This window comes from Streptomyces sp. NPDC087270 (assembly GCF_044744625.1).
Lineage (GTDB): Bacteria > Actinomycetota > Actinomycetes > Streptomycetales > Streptomycetaceae > Actinacidiphila.
The window spans coordinates 15,509-33,466 of the sequence record NZ_JBIUYR010000030.1; the positions used below are offsets into that span (position 1 = coordinate 15,509).

At 73.9% G+C, this 17,958-nt stretch carries 16 protein-coding genes and 2 riboswitches; of the genes, 5 read left to right on the top strand and 11 right to left on the bottom strand.

Annotated elements, in window-relative coordinates; genetic code table 11:
- Positions 1–161 precede the first annotated feature (161 nt).
- Positions 162–363, top strand: a riboswitch (cobalamin riboswitch).
- Positions 364–525: 162 nt separating this feature from the next.
- A complete protein-coding gene (gene metE / locus ACIPAE_RS37660) occupies positions 526–2,844 on the top strand; it encodes a 5-methyltetrahydropteroyltriglutamate--homocysteine S-methyltransferase (RefSeq protein WP_402451701.1) in 2,319 nt (772 codons plus the stop codon).
- Between the two features lie 154 nt (positions 2,845–2,998).
- Here the strand turns inward: metE and metF are convergent, their stop codons facing one another.
- The 9 genes from metF to ACIPAE_RS37705 all read right to left on the bottom strand — a co-directional run bounded on the left by metF (position 2,999) and on the right by ACIPAE_RS37705 (position 12,146).
- A complete protein-coding gene (gene metF / locus ACIPAE_RS37665) occupies positions 2,999–3,910 on the bottom strand; it encodes a methylenetetrahydrofolate reductase [NAD(P)H] (protein ID WP_329371186.1) in 912 nt (303 codons plus the stop codon).
- Between the two features lie 163 nt (positions 3,911–4,073).
- Positions 4,074–4,937 (bottom strand): precorrin-6A synthase (deacetylating), encoded by an 864-nt coding sequence (gene cobF / locus ACIPAE_RS37670; protein ID WP_329371184.1) that lies wholly within the window; start codon positions 4,935–4,937, stop codon positions 4,074–4,076.
- Positions 4,938–5,109: 172 nt separating this feature from the next.
- Positions 5,110–5,946, bottom strand: a complete 837-nt coding sequence (locus ACIPAE_RS37675; protein ID WP_402451705.1) for a DUF1684 domain-containing protein — start codon at positions 5,944–5,946, stop codon at positions 5,110–5,112.
- The gene (locus ACIPAE_RS37680) at positions 5,943–6,734 is read right to left on the bottom strand and encodes a flavin reductase family protein (RefSeq protein ID WP_402451707.1); all 792 of its coding nucleotides are present in this window, start codon (positions 6,732–6,734) and stop codon (positions 5,943–5,945) included. Before ACIPAE_RS37680 ends, ACIPAE_RS37675 begins: the two co-directional genes overlap by 4 nt.
- Positions 6,731–7,864, bottom strand: a complete 1,134-nt coding sequence (locus tag ACIPAE_RS37685) for an LLM class flavin-dependent oxidoreductase (RefSeq protein WP_402451708.1) — start codon at positions 7,862–7,864, stop codon at positions 6,731–6,733. Before ACIPAE_RS37685 ends, ACIPAE_RS37680 begins: the two co-directional genes overlap by 4 nt.
- A 14-nt stretch (positions 7,865–7,878) precedes the next feature.
- Positions 7,879–9,042 (bottom strand): LLM class flavin-dependent oxidoreductase, encoded by a 1,164-nt coding sequence (locus ACIPAE_RS37690; RefSeq protein ID WP_366413660.1) that lies wholly within the window; start codon positions 9,040–9,042, stop codon positions 7,879–7,881.
- Positions 9,039–10,424, bottom strand: coding sequence for an NtaA/DmoA family FMN-dependent monooxygenase (locus tag ACIPAE_RS37695; RefSeq protein ID WP_329371174.1), 1,386 nt, complete (start codon positions 10,422–10,424; stop codon positions 9,039–9,041). Before ACIPAE_RS37695 ends, ACIPAE_RS37690 begins: the two co-directional genes overlap by 4 nt.
- A gap of 38 nt (positions 10,425–10,462) precedes the next feature.
- A complete protein-coding gene (locus ACIPAE_RS37700) occupies positions 10,463–11,668 on the bottom strand; it encodes an LLM class flavin-dependent oxidoreductase (protein ID WP_402451711.1) in 1,206 nt (401 codons plus the stop codon).
- Between the two features lie 322 nt (positions 11,669–11,990).
- A complete protein-coding gene (locus ACIPAE_RS37705; RefSeq protein ID WP_328462045.1) occupies positions 11,991–12,146 on the bottom strand; it encodes a putative leader peptide in 156 nt (51 codons plus the stop codon).
- Positions 12,147–12,184: 38 nt separating this feature from the next.
- Positions 12,185–12,300, bottom strand: a riboswitch (SAM riboswitch).
- 220 nt (positions 12,301–12,520) lie between these two features.
- On the opposite strand from ACIPAE_RS37705, the gene ACIPAE_RS37710 reads away from it, so the two are divergent.
- From ACIPAE_RS37710 to ACIPAE_RS37725, 4 genes are all read left to right on the top strand, one after another.
- Positions 12,521–12,649, top strand: coding sequence for a hypothetical protein (locus tag ACIPAE_RS37710; RefSeq protein ID WP_366413658.1), 129 nt, complete (start codon positions 12,521–12,523; stop codon positions 12,647–12,649).
- A 455-nt stretch (positions 12,650–13,104) separates the two neighbouring features.
- Positions 13,105–14,148, top strand: coding sequence for an amino acid ABC transporter permease (locus ACIPAE_RS37715; RefSeq protein ID WP_402451714.1), 1,044 nt, complete (start codon positions 13,105–13,107; stop codon positions 14,146–14,148).
- Entirely contained in the window at positions 14,145–14,918 is a 774-nt protein-coding gene (locus ACIPAE_RS37720) for an amino acid ABC transporter ATP-binding protein (protein WP_402451716.1), read from the top strand. Before ACIPAE_RS37715 ends, ACIPAE_RS37720 begins: the two co-directional genes overlap by 4 nt.
- Positions 14,919–15,004: 86 nt before the next feature.
- Positions 15,005–16,012, top strand: a complete 1,008-nt coding sequence (locus tag ACIPAE_RS37725) for a transporter substrate-binding domain-containing protein (RefSeq protein WP_329371165.1) — start codon at positions 15,005–15,007, stop codon at positions 16,010–16,012.
- 25 nt (positions 16,013–16,037) lie between these two features.
- Here the strand turns inward: ACIPAE_RS37725 and ACIPAE_RS37730 are convergent, their stop codons facing one another.
- On the bottom strand, positions 16,038–16,889 hold the full coding sequence (locus tag ACIPAE_RS37730; protein WP_402451720.1) for an SMP-30/gluconolactonase/LRE family protein: 852 nt from the start codon (positions 16,887–16,889) through the stop codon (positions 16,038–16,040).
- 77 nt (positions 16,890–16,966) lie between these two features.
- Positions 16,967–17,827, bottom strand: coding sequence for a fumarylacetoacetate hydrolase family protein (locus tag ACIPAE_RS37735; RefSeq protein ID WP_402451721.1), 861 nt, complete (start codon positions 17,825–17,827; stop codon positions 16,967–16,969).
- Positions 17,828–17,958 lie beyond the last annotated feature (131 nt).

Consider the following 17,958-nt stretch of genomic DNA (forward strand, 5'->3'; position numbering starts at 1 on the left):
GCGCGGCCCCCGACGCCTTCCGTCCGCCCGGGGGAAAGCCCGACCCGGCGAGGAGCCGACGGAGACGGTGTGCCGGGAACCGGATCACCTCTGACACGTTCCGGGATGTGGGCGGTGCCGAGCCAAAGGCACCCGGGCGATCTAGGCTGGCGGGTGCAGCTGGTTCGCCCTGCCCGCCAGGCAGGCGCGTCGTAAGAGGGAACCCGGTGGGAATCCGGGACTGCCCCGCAGCGGTAAGTGGGAACGATCGCCGCCATCAGCACTGGGTCCGCGGCGCGGACCTGGGAAGCGACGGCCAGTAGGTGCCTGCCCCGGCAGGCGTGCCCACGAGTCCGAAGACCTGCCCGTTGCCCGTACGCGACCGATCGCGTGCGGATGTCCCGGTGACCTCGTGGGCGGGTCGGCGCACATGTCAGGCGGTGGAGCGTCCTCGAACCGGGCGTGTTCGGTCCGTCCTGTTCGCCGCCTTCGCGTCCGCGTCCCGTCTCCGGGATGCCAGGGAGACATCTCGCGAAGGAGATTTCCGTGTCAGCAAAGCCCGCAGCCGCGGCAGCACGGGCCACCGTGTACGGCTACCCCCGCCAGGGACAGCACCGGGAACTGAAGAAGGCCGTCGAGGGCTACTGGAAGGGCCGTGTCACCGCGGACGCCCTCCGGGAGACGGCGGCCGGACTGCGCCGCTCCAACTGGCGGCAACTCGCCGAGGCCGGCGTCCACGAGGTGCCCACCGGCGACTTCTCGTACTACGACCACGTCCTGGACACCAGCGTCATGGTCGGCGCCGTCCCCGAGCGGCACCGTGCCGCCGTCGGTGCCGACCCGCTCAACAGCTACTTCGCGATGGCCCGCGGCACCCAGGACGTGGCGCCGCTGGAGATGACGAAGTGGTTCGACACCAACTACCACTACCTGGTCCCCGAGTTGGGCCCGGACACGGTCTTCGCCGCCGACTCCGCACAGCAGGTCGGCGAGCTGCGGGAGGCCCTCGCGCTCGGGCACACCCCGCGGCCGGTGCTGGTCGGCCCCGTCACCTACCTGCTGCTCGCCAAGCCCGCCCCCGGGGTGCCGGCCGACTTCGAGCCGCTGACCCTGCTGGACCGGCTGCTGCCGGTGTACGCCGAGGTGCTCGCCGACCTGCGGGCCGCCGGCGCCCGGTGGGTGCAGCTCGACGAGCCCGCCCTGGTCCAGGACCGTACGCCCCCGGAGCTGGACGCCGCCGCCCGCGCCTACCGCGCGCTGGGCACCCTCACCGACCGGCCGAAGCTGCTCGTCGCCTCCTACTTCGACCGGCTCGGCGAGGCGCTGCCGATCCTGGTGAAGGCCCCGATCGACGGCCTGGCCCTCGACTTCACCGGCGCGGCCGCCGCCAACCTCGACGACCTCGCCGCCGTCGGCGGGCTGCCCGGCAAGCGGCTGGTGGCCGGCGTCGTCAACGGCCGCAACATCTGGATCAACGACTACGAGACGTCGCTGTCCACCCTGGCCACCCTGCTCGGCCTCGCCGGCCAGGTCGACGTGGCCGCCTCCTGCTCCCTGCTGCACGTGCCGCTGGACACCGCGCCCGAACTGGACATCGACCCGCAGGTGCTGCGCTGGCTCGCCTTCGCCCGGCAGAAGACCGCCGAGATCGTCACGCTCGCCAAGGGCCTGGCGCAGGGCACCGACGCCATCGCCGCGCAGATCGCCGCCAACCGGGCCGACCTGGCCTCCCGCGCGGCCTCGCCGATCACCCGCGACCCGGCGGTACGCGCCAGGGTCGCGGCCGTCACCGACGCCGACGGCCGCCGCGCCCAGGCGTACCCGCAGCGCGCCGCCGCCCAGCGCGCCCACCTCGGGCTGCCGCTGCTGCCGACGACCACCATCGGGTCGTTCCCGCAGACCGGCGAACTGCGCGCCGCCCGCGCCGACCTGCGGGCCGGCCGGATCGACCGGGCCGGCTACGAGGAGCGGATCAGGACCGAGATCGGCGAGGTGATCGCCTTCCAGGAGCAGACCGGCCTCGACGTCCTGGTGCACGGCGAGCCCGAACGCAACGACATGGTGCAGTACTTCGCCGAGCAGCTCACCGGCTACCTCGCCACCCAGCACGGCTGGGTGCAGTCCTACGGCACCCGCTACGTCCGCCCGCCGATCCTGGCCGGCGACATCTCCCGGCCCGAGCCGATGACCGTGCGCTGGACGAGCTACGCCCAGTCGCTCACCTCGCGCCCGGTCAAGGGCATGCTCACCGGGCCGGTCACCATGCTCGCCTGGTCCTTCGTCCGCGACGACCAGCCGCTCGGCGACACCGCCCGCCAGGTCGCCCTCGCGCTGCGCGACGAGGTCACCGACCTGGAGGCGGCCGGCACTTCGGTGATCCAGGTCGACGAGCCCGCGCTGCGCGAGACCCTGCCGCTGCGGGCCGCCGACCGTCCCGCGTACCTGGCCTGGGCCACCGAGTCCTTCCGGCTGACCACCGGCGCGGCGGGCGCGGCCACCCAGATCCACACCCACATGTGCTACGCCGAGTTCGGCGACATCGTGCAGGCCATCGACGACCTCGACGCGGACGTGATCAGCCTGGAGGCCGCCCGCTCCCACATGCAGGTGGCCGACGAACTGGCCGGCCACGGCTACCCGCGGGAGGCCGGCCCCGGCGTCTACGACATCCACTCCCCCCGGGTGCCCGGCGCGGACGAGGCGGCCACGCTGCTGCGCAAGGGCCTGGAGGCGATCCCCGCGGAACGCCTGTGGGTCAACCCGGACTGCGGGCTGAAGACCCGCGGCTGGCCCGAGACCAAGGCGTCGCTGGAGAACCTGGTCGCCGCCGCCCGCACGGTCCGCGCGGAACTGCCCACCGCCTGAGCCCCGGTGGGCCGGGAGGGAGCCGCGCGGTTCCCTCCCGGCCCGCCCGGCGCGGGGGTCGCTGGCGCGGCCACCGGAAGGGCGCGGGCTCTACGGGCGCCGGCGGCCTTTACGGACTCCGGCCTTACGGGTACCGGCCTTACGAGCTCCGGCCCTACGGGCGCAGGTCGAGGTTCTGGTAGATCTCCGTGGTCGCCTTGGAGAAGTTCATCGTCATGAAGTGCAGGCCCGGGACATCCTCGGCGATCAGCCGGCGGCACATCTCGGTCGCGTGCTCGATGCCGATCGCCCTGACGGCCCGCGGGTCGTCCTCGGCCGCGAGCATCCGCTCGGCGAGCCCGGGCGGGAAGGCGGCGGTGCTCAGGCTCGGGATGCGGCGCAGCGAGCGGATCGTGGTGACCGGCATGATCTCCGGGATGATCGGCGTCGCGCACCCGGCGGCCGCCACCCGGTCGCGCAGGCGCAGGTAGGCGTCCACGTCGAAGAACATCTGGGTGATCGCGTAGTCGGCGCCGGCCCGGCACTTGGCCACGAAGTGGCGGATGTCGCTGTCCCAGTCGGGCGAGCGCGGGTGCCGCTCGGGGAAGGCCGCGACGCCGACGCAGAAGTTGCCGGACTCCTTGACCAGTTCCACCAGTTCGGCCGCGTACGCCACGCCCTGCGGGTGCTTCACCCACGGGCCGAGCGGGGCGCCGGGCGGATCGCCGCGCAGCGCCAGCACGTTGCGGACGCCCTGGTCGGCGTACTGGCCCAGGACGTGGCGCAGTTCGGCGACGCTGTGGTCGACGGCGGTGAGGTGGGCGACCGGGGTGAGCGTGGTCTCCTGCGCGATCCGCCCGGTGATGTTGACGGTACGGCCGCGCGTCGAGCCGCCCGCGCCGTAGGTCACCGACACGAAGGTCGGCGCCAGCGCCTCCAGCCGGCGGATCGCCGTCCACAGGCCGGCCTCCGCGGCGGCGCTGCGCGGGGGCATGAACTCGAACGAGTAGGAACGGCCGCCCGCCGCGAGGAGATCGCGGATGGACGGTGCGTGTTCCGCCTGCGTGCTGGGCACCCCGTAAGCCATACGTGCAGGTTAACGGCCTGGCGGCGGCCTCCGGCGGACCGTCCACGTGGTGATATCGGGTCGCGGCGGGACCCGGGTGGCGGTCCTGGGCGGCGGTGCTGGGCACGGTCGCGGGCCGGCGGTCGCTCGGCCGCGGCCGGTGGGTCAGGCGCGGCCCGGTGGGTCAGGCGCGGCTGTCCTCGGTGCGGCCGGTGCGGCGCAGCAGGTAGGTGTCCATGATCCAGCCGTGCCGGGCGCGGGCCTCCGCACGGACCTGCCGGATGCGGTCGGCGACGTCGGCGAGCCGCCCGGAGACCAGGAGCTCGTCGGGCGTGCCGATGTAGGCGCCCCAGTAGATCCACACGTCGTCGCCCTCGATCCGGGTGAACGACTCGTGGGCGTCGAGCATCACGACGACGTCGCCGTCGCCCTGGCGGTCACCGCCGCCGCTGGCGGTTCCCTCGCCGGCTCCGTCGCCGACCGCGTCGCCTTCGCCGGTCGGGAAGAGCTCGGCCAGCCGGCGCGCGGGCGTGATGTGGACGGGCCGGCCGACCTGGTTGAGGCTGGTGCGGTGCCGGGCCGCCAGCGCGGAGACGCTGCTGATCCCGGGCACCACCTCGACGTCGAAGCCGACCGTGCCGCGCGCCGCGATCTCGTCCAGCATGCTCAGCGTGCCGTCGTACAGCGCCGGGTCGCCCCAGACCAGGAACGCGCCGGCCTGGCCGGGCGCCAACTCGTCCCGGATCAGGCGCTCGCAGGCGTCGGCGCGCCGGGTCCGCCAGTCGTGGACCGCGGCGGTGTACGCCTCGCGGCCCGCCGCCGACCGGTCGCGCGGCGGGTCGTCCAGCTCGACGACGCGGTGCGGCCCGTCCGTGTGCTCGTCGATCACGCTGCGCCGGAAGTCCGTCAACGACGACTTCGCCGGGCCCTTGCCGATGAGGAAGAAGACGTCGGTACGGCGGATGGCCCGCACCGCCCCGAGCGTCAGGTGGTCGGGGTCGCCGGCTCCGATGCCGATGACGAGGAGGTGGCGCTGCTCCGTGCTCATCTGCGGGCTTTCCAGGTGGGTGGTCGAAAGGCCGCTGGTCCGCGGCTGTCACGCACCCGGCAGGGGCGCGCTGCACGAAGCGTACGCTGCCCCGCGCGCGGGCCGGCCGGTGGTATCCCGCCCGCGGGGCCGACCCGCCGGCACCGCGCGGCGCCGGCGGGTCGGCCGCGGGTCAGGACGAGGCGTGGCCGGGCGCCGCGCCGGTCGGGGTCTTCTCGCCGGCCTCGATCGCCACCGGAAGCCGGTTCTCGGCCGGCGGCAGCGGGCAGGTGGCCAGGTCGGTGTAGGCGCAGGGCAGGTTGGCGGCCCGGTTGAAGTCGACCAGCACGGTGCCGTCGGCGTCGGGCGCGGCCAGCGACAGCGAGCGGTTCGCCGCGTACGTGGTCACCCCCGAGGTGGCGTCGGTGAACAGGACGAGCAGGCTGCCGGGGGTCCGGCCGTTGAAGGCGGTCAGCCGGTGGGTGGTGCCGTCCAGTGCGAACTCGACCTCGCCCGGGGCGTCGTAGACGTGCTGGAGGCCCTCGACGACGGCGCCGACGGTCGTCGGGCGCGGGGTGTCGAACGGCAGGTAGCGGCCGGTGCGGGCCCAGCGCGGGTCGGGGGCGTAGGCGGGGGTGCCGGTGAAGGCGGTCAGCAGGGCGTTGTCGGGGTGGCGGGGGCGCAGGATGTCGTGGCCGCCGCGCTTGGCGACCTCGATCACCGCGTCCCCGGCGGCGGGGAACAGGCCGCCGCGCTCGGCGATCACCCCGAAGTCGTGGCGGCCGCGCAGCACTTGGCCGTCGAGGGTCAGTTCCTCGCCGTCGTCCAGTTCCACCACCACGCCGTCATGGGTGCTCGACCAGGCGCCGGGCGCGTCCGGGAAGCGGGTGGGGGTCGCGTCCAGCCAGCGCAGGCTGGTGATGGCGAGGAAGCCGTGCGGGTCGGCGAGCACCCGCTCGTGTGCGGCGTGCCACTCCTCCCACTCCCGGGCGAAGCTCGCGCGGTCGGTCTCTTCGGCTTGTGCGGTCATTTCGGCTCCTTGGCTTCGACGGGGAGGGCGGGGAGGGCGGCACGGTCGGAGGGAAGGGAGTGCGCGGGGTGGCCCGGGCGGGCCTGCGGGGCGGGGCCGGCCGGGGGCGTGGCGCCGGCCGGGGCTTCCGCGCCGGCGGGGGCTTCGGCGCGGCCGGCGGCCTCTTCTAGCCGCCGGAACCGGCTGGCGTGGAAGACCAGCGGCGGCGCGTCGTGGTCGGCGTCCAGCGCGTGTACCCGCAGCAGCACGATGTCGTGGTCGCCGGCCCGGATGTGCTGCTCGATGGAGCAGTCGAACCAGGCGCTGCCGCGGTCCAGCAGCACGGCGCCGTCGGCGGTGGCGTGCCAGTCGAGGCCGGCGAACCGGTCGGTGCCCCGCGCGGCGAGCTGGGCGCAGTCGCGTTCCTGGTCGGCGCCGAGCACCGTGACGCCGATCCGGGTGCGGTCGGACAGCGCCGGCCAGGTGGTGGAGGTGTGCGCCACGCAGACCGACAGCAGCGGGGGGTCGAGGGAGACCGTCGTGAAGGAGTTGGCCGCCAGGCCCACGGGCGCGCCGTCCACCAGGGCCGCGATCGCGGTCACGCCGGTCGGGAACGCGCCGAACACCCGCCGGAGTTCGGTGGAGGCGAACGCGCCTTCCTCGGAGGGCAGTCGGCGCTCAGGCCGGGCGGCCACCGGCGTCCGTCCGGTGCCCTCGGCCCGGTGCGCGGCGGCGGGCGGCCGGACCGGCTGCCGCGGGCTGTGCGTCTCGCGCCGCTCGTCCCTGCACTGCGCCCTGGTCGTCGTCATCGTCGCTTCCACTCCTCGGCCAGCAGTTGGTAGGAACGCACCCGGTCGGCGTGGTCGTGGGTGATGGTGGTGATCACCAGCTCGTCGGCGCCGGTGGCGTCGCGCAACGTCTCCAGCTGGTCGGCGACCTGCTGCGGGGTGCCGACGAACTGCGTCTCGACCCGGTCCGCCACCAGTGCCCGGTCCTCCTCGCTCCAGGCGCCGGCGCGGGCCTCGTCGGGGGTGGGGAACCGGATGGCGCCCGCGCCGGTGCGGATGCTGTGCACCCAGGGGCCGTAGCCGGTGGCCAACTCCCGTGCGGTGGCCTCGTCCTCGGCCACCACGACGTCGGCGGACACGCTCACGTAGGGCCGGTCCAGCTCCGCCGACGGCACGAACGCCGCCCGGTAACCCTCCGTCGCCTCCAGTACGGTGGCCGGGCTGACGTGGTAGTTCGCCGCGAACCGGAGGCCGTGGGCGCCCGCGGTCTGGGCGCTGATGCCGGCGCTGCTGCCGAGTATCCACACCTGGAGGTCGGCGCCCTCGCCGGGCACGATGTGCGCGGCGGCCCCGTTGTCCGCGATGTAGCTGCCGGCCAGCAGCGCGAGGATGTCGGCGATCTGCTCGTCGTACGGCTGCGGTTCGGCGCCCGGCTGGGCCAGCAGCTTCTGGTGGAGCACGAAGCGGGGCGAGGTGAGCAGCCGCTCGAAGGAGAACCGGGCGGGTATCCGCAGGCCGTTCGGGGTGCGGCCGTCGGCCACCGGGGTGGTGGCGGTCAGCGCCGGCTGCCGGGCGGCGGCCGGCGGGGTCTTCCCGCCGGAGCGGCCCAGGCCCAGGTCGAACCGGCCCGGGTGCAGGGCGTCCAGCAGCCCGAACTCCTCGACCGTGGACAGGGCGGTGCGGTGGCCGAGCTGCACCGCGCCGGCGCCGAGCCGGATGGTGCTGGTGGCGGCGGCGGTCAGGGCGAGCACGACGGCCGGGGAGGTGCCCGCGACGCCGGGGTTGAGGTGGTGCTCGGCGAACCAGTAGCGGGTGTAGCCGAGGCGCTCGGCGTGCTGGGCCAGGTCGATGCTGTTGCGCAGCGCCTGGCCGGCGGTGGAACCGGAGGAGATCGGCACGAGGTCCAGGACCGCGAGCGGGGTGTGTGCCACGGTGGTGCTCCTTGTCAGGCGGTGGCGGCGGAGGAGGCTGCGGTACCGGTTGCGGCGCCGGCTGCCGAAGTGGCTTCCCGAGCGCCTGCCGAGGTGGCTTCCGGAGCGCCGGCGGCGGCCTCGACGCCGACCGGGCCCCAGGTCCACGGCGGGTCGGGGATGTCCCGGCGCAGGGTGGGGGCGATGTCGGACTGGAAGAGGGCGAGCGCGTCGCGGTGCTGGGCGTCGGTCAGGCCGTCGGCGTCGGCGTGCAGGTGGAGCACGGAGTGGCCGAACTGCTCGTGGTAGCGGTGGACCTTGTCGATGATCTGCTGCGGGCTGCCGATCAGCGCCGAGCTGCGTTCGACGAAGTCCTCCAGGGTGGGGAAGACCGGTTCCACGCCGAGCTGCTTCTGGAAGGCGAGCCGGCCCTCGAAGACCGGGCGGTACGCGGCGATCGCCTGTTGCGAGGTGCGGGCCGCGTAGTAGCCGGCGCTGCCCGCGCCGACGGTGGCCAGCGCCGGATCGTGGCCGTAGTGCTGCCACCGCTCCCGGTAGTAGCGGACCAGTTCGGCGTAGGGCTCGATGGGGTTGGTGACGTTGGCGGAGAAGAGCGGGTCGCCGTAGCGGGCGGCCAGGTCGACCGACTCCCGGCTGGTGGCGCTGCCGTGCCAGACCCGGATCGGCTGCTGGAGGGGGCGCGGCCACACCTCGGCGTCGTCCAGCTCGGGCCGGAACCGCGGGCGGGCGGTGGTGCGGTCCTGCCGCCAGATGGTGCGGAAGAGTTCGTAGCTCTCGGCGTTGCGGTCCCACTGGTCGTCGGTGCTGACGTGGAACAGCTCGCGCTGGGCGGAGCCGTTGCCCTTGCCGACGATCAACTCTAGCCGTCCGTCGGAGAGATGGTCGAGCGTCGCGTAGTCCTCGTAGGCCCGCACCGGGTCGAGCAGGCTGAGCGTGGTGACCGCGGTGAACAGCCGGATGCGCGAGGTGAGGGCGGCGAGGTGGCTGAGCACCACCGGCGGCGAGGAGGAGATGAACGGGCGCTCGTGGCGTTCCCCGACGCCGAACCCGTCGAAGCCCAACTCCTCTGCCAGCAGGGCGTTGTCCACGACCTCGCGGAACCGGTCGCGGGTGGAGGTGCGCACGCCGGTGACCGGGTGGGGCGCGTGCACGATCAGGGTGATGGCGAGGAACTTCACGACGCCGCCTTCGTCCGGCCCGCGGTGACCGGCCGGCCCGGGTGGGCCAGGCCCAGGTGGTCGCGGAGCGTCTCACCCTCGTACTCGGTGCGGAAGACGCCGCGTTCCTGGAGCAGCGGCACCACGGTGTCGGCGAACTCGTCGATGCCGCCGGGGGTCAGGTGCGGGGCGAGGATGAAGCCGTCGCTCGCGTCGGCCTGCACGAACGCGTCGAGTTCCTGGGCCACTTGGGACGGGGTGCCGATGAAGGACTGCCGCCCGGTCAGCTCGATGACCAGCTCGCGCAGCGAGAGCTTCTTCTCCTCGGCGACGGCCCGCCAGCGGGCGACGGTCTCCCGGCGGTCGTCCCGGTTGGCGTCGGCCCGGCCGCGCACGATCGGCTCCGCGCTGTCGTCGTAGCGCGGCTCCACCTCCGGCAGCGGCCCGTCCGGGTCGTACGCACTCAGGTCGCGGTTCCACAGGCGTTCCACGAAGGTGATCGCCGTGGCCCCGCTGACCTGCTGGTGCCGGATCACGTCGGCCTTCTCGCGCGCGTCGGCCTCGGTGTCGCCGAGCACGAAGGTCACGCCGGGCAGGATCAGCAGTTGCTCGGGCGACCGGCCGTACTTCGCCAGCCGTCCCTTGACGTCGGCGTAGAACGCCTTGCCGGCCTCCAGGGTGCCGTGCCGGGTGAAGATGGCGTCGGCGGCCGAGGCCGCGAACTCCCGTCCCTGCTCGGAGTCGCCGGCCTGGAAGACGACCGGGTGGCCCTGCGGGCTGCGCGGCACGTTGAAGTGGCCGCCGATGTCGAACTGGTCGACGCGGTGGTCGAACCGGCCGGGCCCGGGAGCGCGGAGGAAGGTACCGTCCGCCTGGTCCGCGACGATCTCGTCGCCCTGCCAGGAGTCCAGCAACTCCCTTACCGCGGTGAGGAACTGGCGGGCGCGCTCGTAGCGGTCCTCGCGGGCCAGGTAGCCGCCGCGGCGGAAGTTCTGCCCGGTGAACTCGTCCCACGAGGTGACCACGTTCCAGGCGGCGCGGCCTGCGGACAGGTGGTCGAGGGAGGCGAACTGCCTTGCCACCTCGTACGGTTCGTTGAAGGTGGAGTTGATGGTGCCGGCCAGGCCCAGCCGGTCGGTGACCCCGGCGAGCGCCGCGAGCACGGTGAACGTGTCCGGCCGGCCGACCACGTCCAGGTCGTGGATGCGGCCGCCCTGCTCGCGCAGCCGCAGCCCCTCGGCCAGGAACAGGAAGTCGAACTTGGCGCGTTCCGCGGTCTGCGCCAGATGGACGAAGGAGCTGAAGTCGATCTGGCTGCCGGCCGCCGGATCGCTCCACACGGTGGTGTTGTTGACGCCGGGGAAGTGTGCGGCGAGATGGATCTGCTTGGGCGTGCTGCTCATGCGGGGTCTGCCTCCTGGGGCTTCGCGCGGGGTGGGGCTCAGGCGGGGGCGTAGCGGTTGGCCGGGCGCGGCAGTCCGAGCAGGCCGCGCAGGGTGTCGGCCTGGTACGCCTCGCGGAAGGCCCCGCGGCGCTGGAGTTCGGGCACCAGGTCGCGGCTGATCCGCGCCAGGTCGTACGGCAGGGTGGCCGGCCGCAGCCGGAACCCGGTCAGCCCGGACCGGGCGAACTCCTCCAGCAGGTCGGCGAGTTCGGCGGATGTGCCGGCGAAGACCAGGGCGTCGCCGGCGTACGGCGCGTCCAGCCGGGCGTCCAGCCGGGCCCGGCGCTCGGCGGCGCGGCCGGGTTCCTCGTCGAGCAGGACCACCAGGTCCGCGAAGACGTGAACGGTCTCGCCGGCCCGGCCGGCCCGCTCCTGCGCCTCGCGGATCTCGGTGACGATCGCCGTCGCCTGGCCGGTGTCGTGCGGGGTGGTGAAGCCGAGGTCGGCCGACCCGGCGACCAGCCGGAACGGCTCGCTGCGGTGCGCGAGCGCGGCCACCACCGGCTGGCCCTGCGGCGGGCGCGGCGTGATGGAGGGGCCCTTGACGCTGAAGTGCGGGCCCTCGAAGTCGATGTAGTGCAGCTTGTCGCGGTCGATGAAGCGGCCGGTGGCCACGTCGCGGATCTCCGCGTCGTCCTCCCAGCTGTCCCACAGCCGGCGCACCACCTCGACGTAGTCGGCGGCCTCGCCGAAGAGTTCCGACAGCAGCGCGCGTCCGGCGGGCGAGTCCAGTTCGGTGACCGGCAGCCGCGGCAGGCTGCGCCGGCCGAAGTGCGCGGCCTCGTCCGCCCGGGCGGAGACCCGCACCTGCACCCCGGCCCGGCCGCCGCTGACGTAGTCGAGGGTGGCGACGGCCTTCGACAGGTGGAACGGCTCGGTGTGGGTGACCACCGCGACCGGCAGCAGGCCGATGTGCCGGGTCAGCGGCGCGATCCGGGCCGCGGTCAGTACGGCGTCCAGCCGGCCGCGCACCTGGTCGGTGCGCTCGTCGGGGCCGGTGAGCAGGGTGGACTGCAGGCCGAGCGAGTCCTCGATGGTGACCAGGTCCAGCAGGCCGCGTTCGGCCTCGGCGGCCAGGTCGGCCCAGTACGACGCGGTGAACAGGTCGGCGGGCCGGGCCTCGGGCTCCCGCCAGGCCGCGGGGTGCCAGCCGGCGCCGTCGAGGGCGACGGCCAGGTGGAGGGGGGTGGTGGATCGGGACATGGACGTACCGCTTCCTGCTCGGACGGCCGCGGGCGCGTGGCCGGGACGTGGAGGTCGGGGCGTGAGGTGGGCGGGGCGTACGGCGTGGGCGTACGACGGGGGTGTACGCCGTACGGCACTGGACGGAGTACGTGATGCGCGGGGCCGACGGGACCGTGCGGGGCGTGCGGAGTGCGGGGTGCGGCGGGCACGGCATGCGCGGCGTGCCGCGTACGACGAGGGCAGGCCGAACGGGTACCGGACGTGGCCCGCGCCGGGAACGGGGTCCCCGGGTGGGTCGGCGGAAGGGAGGGGTGCGCGCGGAGCGCGGGGTGCGGAAGGGTCAGCCGGCCTGACGCGGCGGCCGGACCGTCGACGCGCCCGGACACAGGGCGCCGGCGACACGTTGCAGGTCGATGTGGCGCCGTGAGTACGTGACGATGCCGGAGGCGGTGACGGGGGCGTTGCCGGACATCAACTGCTCGCTGCTGCCGCGCACTTCGCCACCTCCCACCTCGATCGGCTCACGCCTGTTCGAGCTCGCGCTTGCCGAGCCGTCTTCGGCTCCGCCGGGTCGTCACCTGGAGCACCCCACCGCGACAGGAGGGTTGCCGGTCAGCCGGCCAGGGCCTTGGTTGCTGACGCTCATGACCTGCAAGCACGGTAACTCCGTCGCGCGGTCGAACACAATCCCCTCCCGGCGGGAGTGACCTCCGTCGCTCCGGACGGCGTGCGGCACCGAGGGGGATTGTCTGACCGCCGCCCTGCGGTTAACGTGCTGTGGACACGGGTGCTGTCAACAGGCCCGATGCGACCGACACGACCGGCCGGGACACCCGACGCCGGCGGCACCGCGAGAGCGAGGGGACGGGCATGGACGCACATCGACGCGACCTCGCGCTCTGCCCCCGCGGCTTCGCCCAGACCCGGGTGGTCCGGCGGCACGTCGATCTGCTCCGGGTCTGCAGCGCGCTGTGTCCGGGAACGCCCGCGGTCCGCTGACCGCTGCCGGCACTGGGAAAACCGCTGTCCGAACGCTGGTTGAACGCTGCCGGCTGACATCCGCTGATCGCTGGGGCGAGGCAACGCCGCCCGCCTGAGCGTGGACCCGCGGGACCCGCGGAACCGCCGTCCGTCCGCGTACGGCGCCCCTCCCCCGCATCCGGGTCGGCCCGGCCGACGTACGGCCCTGCCCGCCCCACCCCGAACTCCCTTCCACTGCACCGCGGATGACGTGGCGTCTGTGATCGACGCGCGGTCGGACCGCGTGCGCCGTCTTCCTTCGCGGCGGGCGCCCTCCCCGAGTTCCTTCCCCGACTTTCCCCGACTTCCCTCGACTCCACCCGACTTCCTCCCCTCCCTCCCGGTGGCCCGCTGCGGCAGACCGGCCCCCGCGCGGGGCCGTCGCGTCCGCACGCGCCGTCGCCGCGGTCCCCGACGAGACGGGAACACCGACGATGCCCCAGCACGACACCTCAGGTCCGGCCACGGCCGCGCCCGACCATCCCCCGCCCGTAACCGACAGTTCCGCTCGGGCACTTGGGCCCCGGCCCCTGGACACCCGCCCGGACGACCGGGAGTTGCTCGCCGCACGGCTGGTGCCGCTGCGCCGCCCGGGGCAGTGGATCTCCGCGGCCGTGCTGCTCGTCCTGTTCGCGATGCTCGTGCACACCCTGGTGACCAACCCCCGCTTCCAATGGCACGTGGTCGGCCACTACTTCCTGAGCGGCTCGATCCTGCACGGGCTCGAACTCACCTTGTGGCTCACCGGCGCGGTGATGGCCAGCGGCTACCTGCTCGGCGTCGGCGTCGCCGCGATGCGGCTGTCGCGCAACCCGGTGCTGCGCACCCTGAGTTTCGGCTACGTCTGGCTGGTGCGCTCGGTCCCGCCGCTGGTGCAACTGCTCTTCTGGTACGAACTGGCCTCGCTGTACCCGCGGTTGTCGGTGGGGGTGCCGTTCGGACCGGAGTTCGCGGACGTGAAGACCGCGCACCTGTTCAGCGGCATCCTGGCCGCGTACGTCGGGCTCACCCTCGACGTGGCCGCGCTCTCCGCGGAGATCGTCAGGGGCGGCATCCTGTCGGTCGACCCCGGACAGCGCGAGGCCGCACGGGCGTTGGGGCTGGGCGAGGGACGGATCTTCCGCCGGATCGTGCTGCCGCAGGCCATGCCCGCGATCATCCCGGCCTCCGGCAACCTGCTGATCGGCATGCTCAAGGCGACCTCGATCGTCAGCGTCATCGCCGTACAGGACCTGCTCTACTCCAGCCAGTTGATCTACAACCAGAACTTCCTGATCATGCCGCTGCTGCTGGTCGCCACCATCTGGTACATCATCCTGACCACGCTGCTGTCGATCGGGCAGTTCTACGTCGAGCGCCACTACGCCCGCGGCAACAACCGGTCCGGCGGCAGGCCGCCGCGCGGCTTCTGGCAGGTGGCCCGCGCCAACATCCCGCTGTTCGGCCCGGCCAAGTCCCCCGCGGTGGGGCTGTCATGAGCGACGACGAGCGGCCCCTGGTGCGCGTCCGGGGCCTGCGCAAGAGCTACGGCGCGAACGTCGTGCTGGACGGCGTCGACCTCGACGTGCGCGAGGGCGAGGTGACCGTCCTGCTCGGCCCGTCCGGCTCCGGCAAGTCCACGCTGCTGCGCTGCGTGAACCACCTGGAGAAGCCGGACGCCGGCTTCGTGGAGATCGGCGGCGACCTCGTCGGCTACCGGCACGACGGCGGGCGGCTGCACGAACTGCGGGCCCGGGCGATCACCCGGCAGCGGGCCGATGTCGGCATGGTCTTCCAGCAGTTCAACCTCTTCCCGCACCTGACGGTGCTCGACAACATCACCGAGGCGCCGGTCGCGGTGCGCGGCGTGCCGAGGAAGCAGGCCGCCGCACGGGCCCGTGAACTGCTCGAACGGGTCGGCCTGGCCGGCCGGGAGGACTCGTATCCCCGGCAGATGTCCGGCGGCCAGCAGCAGCGGGTGGCGATCGCCCGCGCGCTGGCCATGGAGCCGCGGCTGCTGCTCTTCGACGAGCCGACCAGCGCGCTCGACCCCGAACTCGTCGGCGAGGTCCTCGCGGTGATCCAGGACCTGGCGCTCAGCGGCATGACGATGATCGTCGTCACGCACGAGATCGGCTTCGCCCGGAAGGTCGCCGACACGGTGGTCTTCCTCGACGGCGGAAGGATCATCGAGTCCGGTGCCCCCGCGGACGTGCTGAGCGATCCGCGCCACGAACGGGCCCGGTCCTTCCTGGCCGCGGTGCTCTGAGCCGGCGCCCGCGGGTGCGCGCTCCCGCTCCGGCTCCCCCTGGTCCCCCTGGTCCCCCGCAGTTCCCCCTTGTGAAAGGCACTCCCGTGACCACCGAACGCCGTTCCCACCGCCGCGCCCCGAGACTCGCCGTCGCCACTGTCGCCGCCGGCGCCGGGCTGGCCCTGCTCGTCGCCTGCGGCGGTTCCTCCGACGACTCCTCTTCCGGCGCGCCGGCCGCCACGGGTGCCGGAGCCGCCGCCAAGCCGAACGCGGGCGGCGCGGGTTCGACCGCCATCCCCACCCAGGACGTGGTGTCCGCGATCACCGCCGACCCGAAACTGAAGGCGGAACTGCCCGCCAAGATCCGCAGCAGCGGCACCCTCACGCTGGGCACCACCCGGCAGCCCGGCGTGCAGGGCCTGCCGCACGCCGGCGAGCAGAACGGCACCCCCGTCGGCCTCGACGTGGACCTGCGCAACGCCGTCGCCAAGGTGCTCGGCGTCAAGTGGGACGTGCAGTACGGCACCTTCCCCACCGTCATCCCCGGTGTGCAGAACGGCCGTTACGACGTCGGCCAGGACAACTTCGGCGCCACCAAGGCCCGCGAGCAGGTGGTCGACTTCGCCTCGTACCTCGACGACGGGCAGGCGTTCCTCGGCTCCCGGAACGTCTCCGTCGACTCCGTCAAGAAGCTCACCGACCTGTGCGGCCTGACCATCGCCACCTCCCCCGGCTCGACGTTCCAGCAGATCCTCACCGACGGCGCCGGCGACTGCGCCAAGATCGGCAAGAAGCCCTACAAGGTGCAGTACTTCGCCGACTCCGCCCCGATCTTCCTCGGGCTGTCCAACGGCAAGGTCGACGTCATGTTCGGCCCGACGCTGGGCCTGAAGTACGACGCGACCCGCATCCCGGGCACCAAGTTCCTCGGCGAGATCAGCACCACCACGGTCGGCTTCGTCACCGCGAAGAAGTCGCCGCTGGCCCCGGCGCTGCGCGACGCGGTCAACAAGCTGATCGCCGACGGCGACTACGCAAAAATCTTCGCCAAGTGGGGGGTGCCCGGCACCGGGATCAGCACCTCCCAGCTCAACCCGGCCACCACCTTCTGACGCCGGGCTCCGCGGCCCTCCCGGCTCAGCGGCTGACGCCGTTCCACGCCGGGAGGGCCGCGCCGCGCGCGCCCGGGCGCGCGGCGAACAGGCCGCCGTCGGGGCCGCCCGCGGTGATCAGCAAGGTGGCGAGGTCCGGCCCGGCGAAGGCCACGCCGGCGGCGTACGCGGCGGGGACCCGGACGGTGGCCAGGTGCCGTGCGGCCGGCGAGTAGCAGCGCACCTCGCCCGCGCCCCACACCGCCAGCCACAGATTGCCGTCGCGGTCCGCGCACAGGCCGTCCGGCAGCCCCCCGTCGACCGCGAGGAAGTCGCGGCGCTCGCCGGCCCGGCCGTCCGCAGGGTCGTATCCGCGCACCCGGACCAGGCCGGCGCCGGTGTCCACGCTGTACATCAGCCGTCCGTCGGGCGACCAGGCCAGCCCGTTGGAGCAGGTCAGGTCGGTATCGAGGACGGCGGGCCGCCCGTCGCCGGCGAGCCGGACCAGGACGTCCCGACCGCGGCGGCCGTCGAGCGCGGTGCTGCCGACCAGGAACCGCCCCGCCGGGTCGCAGCCGCCGTCGTTCAGCCGCCCGGGCGTGCCGTGCGGCAGCACGCGGGCCCCGGCCCGGCGGGTCCCGTCCGGGCGGAGGACGGTCACGCCGTACCGGCCGGCGACGAGCAGGCCGCCGTCGGCGGCGCAGGCCACCGCGCCGGCCGGGCCCGGGAGGCGGTGCCGCCGGACGACCTCCACCCGGTCGGGCCGCAGCCGCCCCTCGTGGACCTGGCCGGCCTCGATGTCGACCCAGAGCAGCCGTTCGCGAGGAGCGTCCCAGACCGGGCCCTCGGCGAGCCGGAAGCCGCCGGTCAGCACCGGGTGGGCGTCGTACGTCAGCACCGCGTCACCGCACGGCCCCGACCGCGGACCTCACGGCGGCGCCGGAGGCCGGCGCGTTCCCGGCCGGCCGCGCGTGCTCACGCATCGGCGCACACCGAGCGGTGCCGGCCGAGGCCGTCGATCTCCATCTCCATCACGTCGCCCGCGGACAGGTACGGGAAGCGGCCGGAGAGCGCGACGCCCTCGGGCGTACCGGTGTTGAGCAGGTCGCCGGGCTCCAGGACGAGATACTGGGACAGGTGGCGGATGATCTCCGCGACGCCGAAGATCATGTCGGCGGTCGAGGAGTCCTGCCGGGGCTCGCCGTTGACCCACGAACGCAGCCGCAGCGCCTGCGGGTCGGGCACCTCGTCGGCGGTCAGCAGCCACGGGCCGAGCGGGTTGAACGTCTCGCAGCTCTTGCCCTTGGACCACTGGCCGCCGGGGGTCTCCAGCTGGAAGGCCCGCTCGGAGACGTCGTTGCCGACCGCGTACCCGGCGACGTACGCCAGCGGGTCGTCGTCCTCGGCGAGGTAGCGGGCGCGGCGGCCGATCACCACGGTCAGCTCCACCTCCCAGTCGGTCTTCTTCGAGCCGCGCGGGATCAGCACGGTGTCCTGCGGACCGACCACGGTGTTGGGGCTCTTGTGGAAGAGGATCGGCTCGGTGGGCGGTTCGGCCCCCGACTCGCGGGCGTGGGCGGCGTAGTTCTGGCCGATGCACAGCACCGCGCCGGGCCGGGCCACGGGGGCGCCGGTGCGCTGCCCGGCGACGTCGGCCGCGGACAGCTCGGGCAGCCGGCCGGCGGCCAGCTCCTCCCGGGCCCGCGCGACGCCGTCGGTCGCGAAGAAGGCGGGGTCGAGGTCGGCGGTGAGGCCGGACAGGTCGTACGTCCGGCCGTCGGCGGTGCCGAGGACGGGGCGCTCGCCACCGGGCGGCCCCAGGCGCATCAGGCGCATAGGTGTTCTCTCTCTTCGTGTGTACGGTGCGGGTGCGGGTGCGGGTGCGGGTGCGGGAGTTCGGGGTTCCGGGTTCGGGTCGCGCGGGTGCGGCTGCGGGCCACGAGGGCGCCGCGGCTCGTCAAGAGCAG